Annotated in this window: 7 protein-coding genes; 2 read left to right on the forward strand and 5 right to left on the reverse strand. The window is 66.2% G+C overall.

What is annotated here, in order from left to right; translation table 11 throughout:
- Positions 1–133 precede the first annotated feature (133 nt).
- Positions 134–1003: an IS5 family transposase gene (locus FVS66_RS27770; protein WP_149183983.1), complete on the forward strand. Its 870-nt coding sequence runs from the start codon at positions 134–136 to the stop codon at positions 1001–1003.
- A gap of 335 nt (positions 1004–1338) precedes the next feature.
- Positions 1339–1779: an AfsR/SARP family transcriptional regulator gene (locus tag FVS66_RS27775; protein ID WP_262387248.1), complete on the forward strand. Its 441-nt coding sequence runs from the start codon at positions 1339–1341 to the stop codon at positions 1777–1779.
- Here FVS66_RS27775 and FVS66_RS27780 read toward each other — a convergent pair.
- From FVS66_RS27780 to FVS66_RS27800, 5 genes are all read right to left on the reverse strand, one after another.
- Positions 1679–3592: a PAS domain S-box protein gene (locus tag FVS66_RS27780; RefSeq protein ID WP_149183984.1), complete on the reverse strand. Its 1914-nt coding sequence runs from the start codon at positions 3590–3592 to the stop codon at positions 1679–1681. The two genes, FVS66_RS27775 and FVS66_RS27780, sit on opposite strands and share 101 nt — an antisense overlap.
- 358 nt (positions 3593–3950) lie before the next feature.
- A complete protein-coding gene (locus FVS66_RS27785; RefSeq protein WP_149183985.1) occupies positions 3951–6224 on the reverse strand; it encodes an ATP-binding protein in 2274 nt (757 codons plus the stop codon).
- Between the two features lie 189 nt (positions 6225–6413).
- The gene (locus tag FVS66_RS27790; protein ID WP_187645721.1) at positions 6414–6953 is read right to left on the reverse strand and encodes a GNAT family N-acetyltransferase; all 540 of its coding nucleotides are present in this window, start codon (positions 6951–6953) and stop codon (positions 6414–6416) included.
- Positions 6950–8233, reverse strand: coding sequence for an XRE family transcriptional regulator (locus FVS66_RS27795; protein WP_149183986.1), 1284 nt, complete (start codon positions 8231–8233; stop codon positions 6950–6952). The genes FVS66_RS27790 and FVS66_RS27795 overlap by 4 nt, the downstream gene beginning before the upstream one ends.
- A 97-nt stretch (positions 8234–8330) precedes the next feature.
- Entirely contained in the window at positions 8331–9671 is a 1341-nt protein-coding gene (locus FVS66_RS27800) for an IS630 family transposase (protein ID WP_187645521.1), read from the reverse strand.
- Positions 9672–9681: the final 10 nt, after the last annotated feature.

A 9681-nucleotide genomic window follows, 5' to 3' on the forward strand; every position in this document is an offset into this window, starting at 1 on the left:
ACGCTGGGTGGGGTGACAGCTGAGGCGGAATGCGGCTTGCGCCTGTCTCATCCCAAGACGCCGGCAGAGTGTGCTCCTGCCGGTCGCACTGCACGCCTGGGCGCACGCCCCCGAGCGGCGGTATGCCCGAGTCATGGCCGAACGTCGTGCGTATCCGAGTGATCTGTCCGATGCCCGCTGGGAACTGGTCGAGCCGGTGCTGAGCGCCTGGCGGACCGAGCGGCGCCGACGTGCGCTGAACATCGGGCGCCCGCCCGAGCACGAGCTGCGCGAGATCATGAACGCGATCCTGTACGTGGACCGCACCGGAGTGCAGTGGCGCTACCTGCCGCACGACTTCCCGCCCTGGGAAACCGTCTACGGCTACTTCGCCAAGTGGCAGAAGGACGGTGTGTTCGTCCAGCTCAACGGATTGCTGCGGGAGTTGGTGCGCCAAAAGGAGGGCCTCAACGCCCAGCCCTCGGCGTGTGTCATCGACGCGCAGAGCGTGAAGACCTCCGCCAGCGTGCCGGCCGCCGGACAGGGCACGGACGCGGCGAAGAAGATCGTGGGACGCAAGCGGAGCATCGTCACCGACACCCTCGGGCTGCTGCTGGCGGTGCTGGTCACCGCGGCGAGCGTGCAGGACTCCGACGCCGGCCGGATCCTCATCGAACAAGTCGCCGCAGAGCATCCCGCCGTCCGCAAGACCTGGGTCGACGGCGGCTACCGCCGACACCTCGTCGAGCACGCGGCCGCCCTCGGTATCGACATGGAAATCGTCCAACGCAACCCCAGGACCAGGGGTTTCACCCCGCTGCCAAAGCGCTGGACGGTGGAGCGGACCTACGGGTGGCTGATGCTCCACCGCCGCTTGGCCCGCGACTACGAAACCCTGCCCGCCCGCTCCGAAGCCATGATCCACCTCGCCATGACCGACCTGATGGCCCGCCGCCTCACCGGCGAAACCACCATCTCTTGGCGCGACCCCACAAAGCCACACCAACCGCAGATCCCGGGATGAAACAACGGGAGAAAACGACCTCTCACCGCACAGCCGAGAGCTTGGCGCGGTCGTTGCGTTGTCCTGGGATGCCTCCGGCCGACGAGCGACGGCGGAACGAGGAAGCCGGTGATCAGCGGCTCGCCGCCTCCAGGGTCGCCTTGACCGCGGTGAGGTAGCGGGCGGCGCTGGCACCGTACCGCCGCTGTGCTGGGGGAGCGACTCCGCCATGGTCACGGTCCCGTTCGGGGCGGGAAGCGACTGGCCACACCCGGAGTGTCGGCGCCGGAACTGGGTGCCACACCCGGAAATCCGGCGCCCCTCGCCCACCGGGTCACACCGTGCCGGACGGCGCGGTGACGCGGTCCAGGAGGTGCTGGAGCCGCGCGTCGAACTCCTTCTCCGCATCCGGGCCCGAGATCCAACTGGGCGGCCACCGGGAGTTCCTCCCGGAGCTGCGCACCCTGGTCAACGACCACCCGCGGCAGGAATGGTTCCACGGCTGGCTCATCTCGGCGCTGCACAGCGTCGGGCGCCGGGGCGAGGCCCTGCAGGTCTACAAGAACCTGTACACCATCCTCAAACGCGAGCTGGGCCTGGAACCTTCCACGGAACTGAAGCGGATGCAGGCGGAAATCCTCCATTCGCACCACGACGACGCGCTACGGCTGAAACAGATTGGGGCACCCCCGAAAGTCAGGCGTCGGCGTCTGCATCCCCCGATTCGAGCTCTTCCCGGCGCTGGGTGGGGTTGGGCAGGGGGAGTGAGAACCACACGGCTTTGCCCCCCTGGGTGAGCAGGGCACCCCAGGAGGAGGCCAGTTGGTCGAGGAGGTTCAGGCCGCGGCCCGACTCCTCATCAAAGCGCGCGGTCCGGGCGTGCGGCAGAACGGGGCTGCCGTCGCTGACTTCTACGTGGAGTTCGTCTCTTGTTCGGCGTAGCCGTAGCCGCAGTGGGTCGCAGGCGTGGCGTACCGAGTTGGACAGGAGCTCGGAGGCCAGTAGACAGGCGGTGTCGGTGAGGTTTTCGCAGTCCCAGTCCTGCAGGGTGCGGCGTAGAAAGCGGCGCCCGTCGCCCACGCTCTTGGGTTGAGCCGGCAGGAGCGCGGTGGCGGCGGTCACCGGTGCGGGAGGGACGCGGGCGAGCAGCAGTGTCACATCGTCGGCGTAGTCCTGGAGGCCGGGCAGCAGAGTGGTGAGTACGGAGTCCGCGGCCCGATCCAGGCAAGGGAGGTGGGCGGTGGCCTTTTCCAGGGCGATGGTGAGGGCGTCTATCTGCTCTTCGATGTCGCTGGTCGGGGTCTCCACCAGGCCGTCGGTGTACAGGGCCAGTACCGAGGCCGGTGGCACGGTCAGGCGGGTTTCCTGGTGAGGCACCTCGCCGACGCCCAGGGGCACGCTGACCGGGACCGGGAGTCTTCGGACCTGTCCGGTGGGATCCACCATCAGCACCGGCAGGTGTCCGGCAGAGCACACCGTCAGTGTGCTGTCGTCGGGGTCCAGGATCAGGTAGCAGCAGGTGACGAGCTGGTCAGGCAGTTCACTGACGACCGCGTCCAGGGCGTGCATCAGCTGCCAGGGCGGCATGCCGGTCTTGGCCAGGGCGTGGGAAGCCGAGCGCAGTTGACCCATGACGGCAGCCGCTTCCAGACCTCGGCCCATGACGTCGCCGATCAGTACGCCCACACGGCCACTGCCCAGTGCGATCAGGTCGAACCAGTCCCCGCCCACACCTGGGCCCTGCCGGGCGGGAAAGTAGCGGCTGGAGGTGTCCATGCCGGGTAGAGGGGCGGGTGAGCCCATCAGGCTGCGCTGCAGGGTCAGGGCGACGTGGCGTTGCTGTTCGTAGAGTTCGGCGAGCTGGGCCTCGGCCGCCTTCCGCTCGCTCACGTCCCGGATGGCCGCGGAGACCAGGGTGCCGTCCGGGGTCTCCAGAGGGCTGAGGCTGATCTCGACCGGGAACTCGGCTCCGTCCTTGCGCAGCCCGTACAGGTCCAGGCCGGCGCCCATGGGGCGCACGCGGCGGTTGCTGACGTAGCCGTGGCGATGGGAAGGGTGATGGTGATGGAACCTCTGTGGGACCAGGACTTCCACCCGGCGTTCCAGGAGCTCTTCGCGCCGATACCCGAACAGTACTTCGGTCTGCGCGTTGACCAGCTGGATGATGCCCGCGTCGTCCACGATGACGATGGCGTCCGGAGCGGCTTCAAGCAGGGCTCGGAAGCGTGCATCGGCGGCCTTTCGCTCGCTGACGTCGCGCACCGCGGCAGAGATCAGGAGACCGTCGGGAGTCTCCAGGGGGCTGAGGCTGATCTCGACTGGGAACTCGGCCCCGTCCCGGCGCAGTCCGTACAGTTCGAGATTGGCGCCCATCGGCCGGACCTGCTGGTTTCCGGAGTAGCCCAGGCGGTGACCCGGGTGCTGGTCCTGAAAGCGCTGCGGCACCAGAATCTCGACGGGACGGCCGAGCAGCTCGTCTCGTGGGTACCCGAACAACGCCTCGGTCTGGGCGTTGACCAGACGGATCAACCCGCCGTCGTCCACGATGATCATCGCGTCGGGAGCCGCCTCCAGCAGCGCGCGAAAGTGTTCCTCAGTTACTGGGAACATACGCGGACCCATCCTGTGCTCGTCCATGTGCCATGGGATATGTCAGCATCAACCGGGTCCGCCACGGGCGGCTTGTCACCAAGCGCCTGTTTGTGGCTTCTCCTTGCCGGAATAGGGCCGGATCGTGCCCGTCATCACTCGCGCAGCCATCCTGCTCGCCACCGGGAAGCGGGTCCGCTCGGCCAGCTCGCCCACACCTTCACCAGCGGGACTGCTGCACGGATACTTAAAGGCTGACACTGACAACAGCCTTGTACATGAGTGGCCGTTGAGCGGTCATGCGTGACTGGCTGCGTGACAGCGCCACGAGCAGGGCAGCCTTGGTCGCCCGAACCGCCGGGGCCACCGTTGAGCGGCTTCAGGTGCCGTCTGGAATGAGCGTGGCCATCATGCGGGACACGCTCTCCCTCTCGGCCGCCGTCGGCGCGGTCGAACGGGCGGGCGCAGGGCGTCTCGGGGCCCTCGGGGTACTGAGGGACGATGCCGATGCCTCCACGAGAGCGCGAACCTTGGCGAACATCTCCTCGTCAAGCCGGTACATGTCCCCATTCCCGGATTCGTAATGACGGAATATGGCCTCCATCTCGGTCAAGTCATATCTGGACCCATCACCGTGTTCCATCCAGCTCTCCAGGGCCCATTCGGCGTAATCATCCATGCGGCCTGTGACATACTCATGCGCCTCTTCACCTTTTTCGAAATCCGTCAGCAGTGAGGCGAAATCCAGGGCATCGCTCAAGGATCGCCAATCCGGAAGATCGAACTCCATAATCCATTCGGCTGCCTGGTCGACTGCTTGCGGGAAGAATTCTCTGAGATCCTGCCTCTTTGAATCGCCGAGAAAGCCGAGAACGTCCTGAACCGTCTGCGGGTCCCATGCTTCGCTGATCACGCTGTCTTCGCTGATACTCCGCCACCCAATGTCATGCACGCGATCGGACGTCACGGCGGTTCCCAGCTTCAGGTAGAGCAGAGCCCGATGGGCGATGTCATGCGCGGAGTAGTGGCCTTCCGTCACGACGGTTTCCGCTCGGAAGGCAAGCTCCGCACTCCGCTCCAACTCCGGAATGCAGCGCATCAAGGCTTGCAGCACCTGCTCCGCGTTACGGGAGGAGAGCATGGACCATAGCGACTCAACCTGCTCGAAGAGCCGGATGCTACCGACGAAGTCCTTCATCTCGGAGTGATCGGAAGAGACGAAATCGCGCATGTAGTCACGCACTGACGGGTTATGGAAGGACACGAACACCACTTCTCCGTGACGCACACTCCTCAGCATCGTCCCGTCCAGTACCTTTAGTGCATTGTGTAGGTCTCGGAGTGCACCCCCCGACGAAGCCCAGACGCTTTCGAGGCTATCCATCCGGATACCGGACAGGAAGGACAGTTGTGTTTTAAGTAGGAGGGTGTCGGATGCGTCGATTTGGTGGTTGACGATGTGGTCCCAAACGCGGCCTGGGTCATTCAGATTCGCAACCATTTTGGTCGCGATGCGCTTTCCGGCGGTCCCGAACGCTACAGCCTCGGACAGCGTCGCGGCGATAACCCGCGGATTGAAATTCTCGTGCTGGACAATGGGTGTGTACGTATCTGGAGATGCGAATATCGCCTTCGTGCGGGCTGGAAGGCTGGAGGCGGAGACGTGGTTGTAGAGGATTGACGCCCTTGCCCCGTACGTGTAATCGGCCACATCGAGCACGCACGTCTGGACATCGAAGCGGTGCCTGTCGAGGCGCTCGTACCTCTGTCTGGCCTGCGCGAGAATGTACTCCCGCGTGGTGAGCAAGAACCTCTTGTTGGGGGAGTTCGCTGCTCGTTGCATCAGGGATATGAGGCGACCGTCCTCGTTCTTCCCCAGCTTTTCGTCGATCGCGGTCTGTCCCAGAAAATCGTCGTAGTAGAAAAGTTGAGGGACGTCAGGGTCCCATAGCGCATTTGCTTCCTCCGCGTCTTCGGAGATCTCTATGATTTCGTATCCGTGACTCACGTAGTGGGCACACAGCACATGGCTGAGCGTGGTCTTACCTACTCCCGGAGCCCCAGCGACCACGCACACGTGCCGATCTTCAAGGAGCCGCAACGCTTCCCCGAGGCTGCCGTTGTCGGCATACGTGCGCAGTGTGGCCTTGACTGCGTCGGCGAGGGCGTGGGAGCGCGTGACGATGCTCTTGGACATGAGGGAGTTGAGTACCGAGGCGCTTGTCAGCCAGAGTCGCAGATGCCGCCTGACCACCTGATCGTGCTTGCGGAGAAGCGCATCGATGTCATCTTTGCCGTAGATGTCGCCCGGTGACCTTACGAACGGCTGCAGCATGTCGTAGAGCTCGTCCTTGGCGGCACGGCCGAGCTCGACCGATGTGGCAAGGACATAGCGCCCTGGCTTGAGATGGGCGAGCTTGGGCGCCTCGGCCTTCCGCATGTGGGCCAGCAGCTTGGCTCGGCCGGACCGGTGGAAGTGCTTGCACTGCACGATGAGGGCGGGATCGTCTCCCTGCATATGCCGCAGATCCACGCCTCCGTCCGGCCCGGAGGTGAAGATCTCCAGCCGAACGCCGAATTCCAGCTCGAGAAGGTCCTTGCACACGGCCTCGAAGTCGAAGTCTGTCAGCCTGCCCACGTCGAACGTTTCCATGGACCGCCCCCTGTCTGATCATCCGCGGGCCGGGTCAATAGCCAGGACTGCGGGCCCCGAGGTCACGCTGAACGGGGCGTGGCTCAGCATTTCATGAGTCGCGACGCCATGTGTGCGGCTGGCGCTGGTCAGGGCTCTGGATGACAGAGCGGTCGTGTCGTTTGAAGACTGCGGGGTCGTAAGTACCGATCAGCGGCTGGCGCGGATCATCACGGCGAGGACTGGCGAGGCCGGTGATGGCTGACTCTGCCCGATGTTCTCGTAGCCCCACGACTTGTAGAGCGCGTGCACCTTTCCGTCCCCAGCGACCGGGTTGACCATGAGCGTGACGTACGGCTCGTCGCGGGTGGCTAGGAGGGCGTCGTGGATGCGGCGGGCGGTGCCGGTCTTCCGCCAGGTCGGCCGGACGCCGATCTCCTTCAGGGCCACGGCAGGACGCCCGGTGTATTTCTCCGCCGGCGTCGGGCTGGTGCGCTGCCAGTAGCGGTCTCCGTGCTCGATGGTGTTGCCGTAGGCGTAGCCGACCGGATGTCCGTCCGCGTACGCGAGGACGGCCGTGAACCCCGGCTCGGTGCCGTGCCGGTCCAGGCGCTCGCCGAACGCGGTGACCGCGTAGTTCGGCAGGTGGAGGAGCGGGGCGCGTACGTCGGCATACACGTCGAGGAGGTCGCCGCGGGCGGTGTCGAGGGTGGTGAACGTGCGCAGTTCGATGGCGGGCGCCGTGGTCATGCGGCCATCCTCCAGGTGGCGGTGTGCTCGGTCCAGGTCTGCGCGGTGGAGCTGCCCGGCGCGGTGGCGCGCAGTGCGGCCCCGAACTCCTGCAGCATGCGTGTGACCCGGGCGTGCTGGGTGGCGGCTTCGGCGGGGACCTTCATCGCGGTGGCCGTGGCGGCGTCTGGGGCACCCTGTGCGAGCTGGGCGTGTGCGAGCCGGGTGGTGGTGATGGCCCGGGAACGGATCATGTGTGGCCGGAGGGCGGACAGGCAGCGGTGGGCGTGGTACTCGGCGGTCGAGTAGTCGCCGAGCGCCAAGTGTGCGGAGAGGGCCAGGGAGTCCAGCTCGGCCTGGTCGTAGAAGGCGAGCATCCACACCGGCCGGTAGTCGGCGGGGTCGGCGCGCAGCATGGCGTCCTGCGCCTGCTCGAAGGCCCGGCGGGTGCCGGTGCGGTCCTGTGCCGTGCCGTGGATGGCGCCCTGGCGGGCCAGACCGAGGGAGGCGAACAGGGGGTCATGGCGGGTGAGGTGCAGGTTGCGGGCGACATCGTTGGCGGCGAACGCGTCGGCGGGGCGGCCCATGTGGCGGTACATGGTGCCCGCGTGGCTCCAGATGCGGAACTTGATCGCCTGGCCGCCGGACATCTCGGCGAGGGCCTGGGCCTCGCGCATGTGGGCCTTGGCGACGTCGTAGCGTCGGCCGTCGATGGCGGCCCACATCGCGGAGGAGCGGAAGGCGGCTGCGGAGGCGTAGAGGTTGCTTCGTACGCGCTGGGTGGCGCTGCCCGCGTTCTGGAGGTTGAGCGCCTCGTCGGCGAGGGCGGCGGCCCGCTGTTCGATGCCGAGTTGTCCGCCGTGGCGGTGGTCGCTGGCGATGATCTCTGCGAAGCGCTTGTTGAGGCGGTTGACATCGCTCATGCCGATACGGCGCGGCGATGCGGTGCCGGGTGCGGCTGCTGCTGCGGCAGCCGCCGCGATGCTGCCGACGAGGGTACGGCGCTTCATGTCGGGGTCCTCCTGCTGCGGTGGGGCCGGGGTGGACGAAGGCCGGCCCCGTGGCACGAACCCTAAAGCGACGGCGGCTAGTCCGGTGACGTCCTCAAGTGCCTTGCGGGCAGCTGACTTTGGCCACGTGACCCGGCCCGCCTTCCATGCCCGGACCGATGAGCCGTCGAGTCCTCCAGGGCGCCCGGTCAACCGTTCAATGGCCCTGTTCACGGCCTCGGCGAGGCTGTTGGAGCTGTAGCCGTGTTCGGTCATCCACGCCTCAAGAACGGTGTTGCGGGTGGTGTCCATGCGGGCACGGTAGCCCGCGCAATTCCCGCTCGCCAGGTAAAGGAGAGGTCAAAACATCCTAGTGTCCTGCGCCGGAAATGGCGAGACTAAGTCTATTTCAGGTTTCAGTGGTTGGCGGGTTGATTTTCGTGAGGTAGTCGGCGAGGGAGTTCAGGATCTCGTCGGCGGTCTTGGTCCAGGTGAAGGGCCGGGGGTTCTCGTTCCATCCGTCGATCCAGGCCGTGATGTCTTGCTCCAGGGCCTTCACGGAGGTGTGCACGCCGCGGCGGATGAGCTTGTCCGTCAACAGGCCGAACCACCGCTCGACCTGGTTCATCCAGGAGGAGCCGGTGGGGGTGAAGTGGATGTGGAAACGCGGGTGTTTCCCCAGCCACGTCTTGATCTCGGCGGTGTTGTGGGTGGCGTAATTGTCACAGACCAGGTGGACGTCGAGGCCGGCGGGCACGACCTTGTCGATCCGAATCAGGAACTTCTTGAACTCGATGGCCCGGTGGCGGCGGTGCAGTGCTGATATGACGCTGCCGTCGGCGATGTTGAAGGCGGCGAACAGGCTGGTGATGCCGTGCCTGTAGTAGTCATGGGTGCGCCGCTCGGGCATGCCGGGCATCATCGGCAGAACCGGCTGGGACCGGTCCAGCGCCTGGATCTGGCTCTTCTCGTCCACGCACAGCACCACCGCTTTCTCGGGCGGGTTGTGGTATAGGCCGACGACGTCGACGACCTTCGCGACGAACTGCGGGTCGGTGGAGAGCTTGAACGCGTCCTGGAGATGGGGCTTGAGGTCGAACTTCTTCCAGATCCGCCCGATGGTGGACTTCGACAGCCCGGAGTGCTTCGCCATCGAGGCCCGCGACCAGTGGGTGTCCTTGCCCGGGGAGGACTCCAACGTCGCCGTGAGCACGTCCTCCACCTGGTTCAGCAGGATCGAGGGCGGCCTGCCGGGGCGGGCCTCGTCAATCAGCCCGTCCAGCCGCAACCGGATGAACCTTGACCGCCAGCGGTTCACCGTGCCCGGTGCGACGCCGAGTTCAGCGGCGATCTCCTTGTTGGTCCCGCCCTCCGCACATCGCAGCACGATCCTCGCCCGCAGCGCCAGGAACTGCGCGGTCTTCGCCCGCCGCGCCCAGCGCGTCAGCTCGGCACGCTCGGCCTCGCTGAGCACCAGCTCCGGCTTGCGCCGGCCCGGCCGAGGCTCGTCCACCAGGCCCGCCACCCGCCGGACCACGAACCGCGAGCGCCACTTACGCACCGTCTCCGTGGACACCCCGAAGTCCGCCGCCACAGCGGTGTTGGAACCACCCTCGGCACAGGCCAGGATGATCCGGGCCCGCTCCGCCACACGAGCCGACACCGCACCACCCACCGCCCAACGCGCCAACTCCGCCCGCTCCTCAGCAGACAACACGACTTCGACAGCACGAGGACCCCGAGACGCCATGAAAACAGCC

Origin of the sequence: Streptomyces sp. TRM49041, from assembly GCF_008271805.1 — a bacterium.
GTDB lineage: Bacteria > Actinomycetota > Actinomycetes > Streptomycetales > Streptomycetaceae > Streptomyces.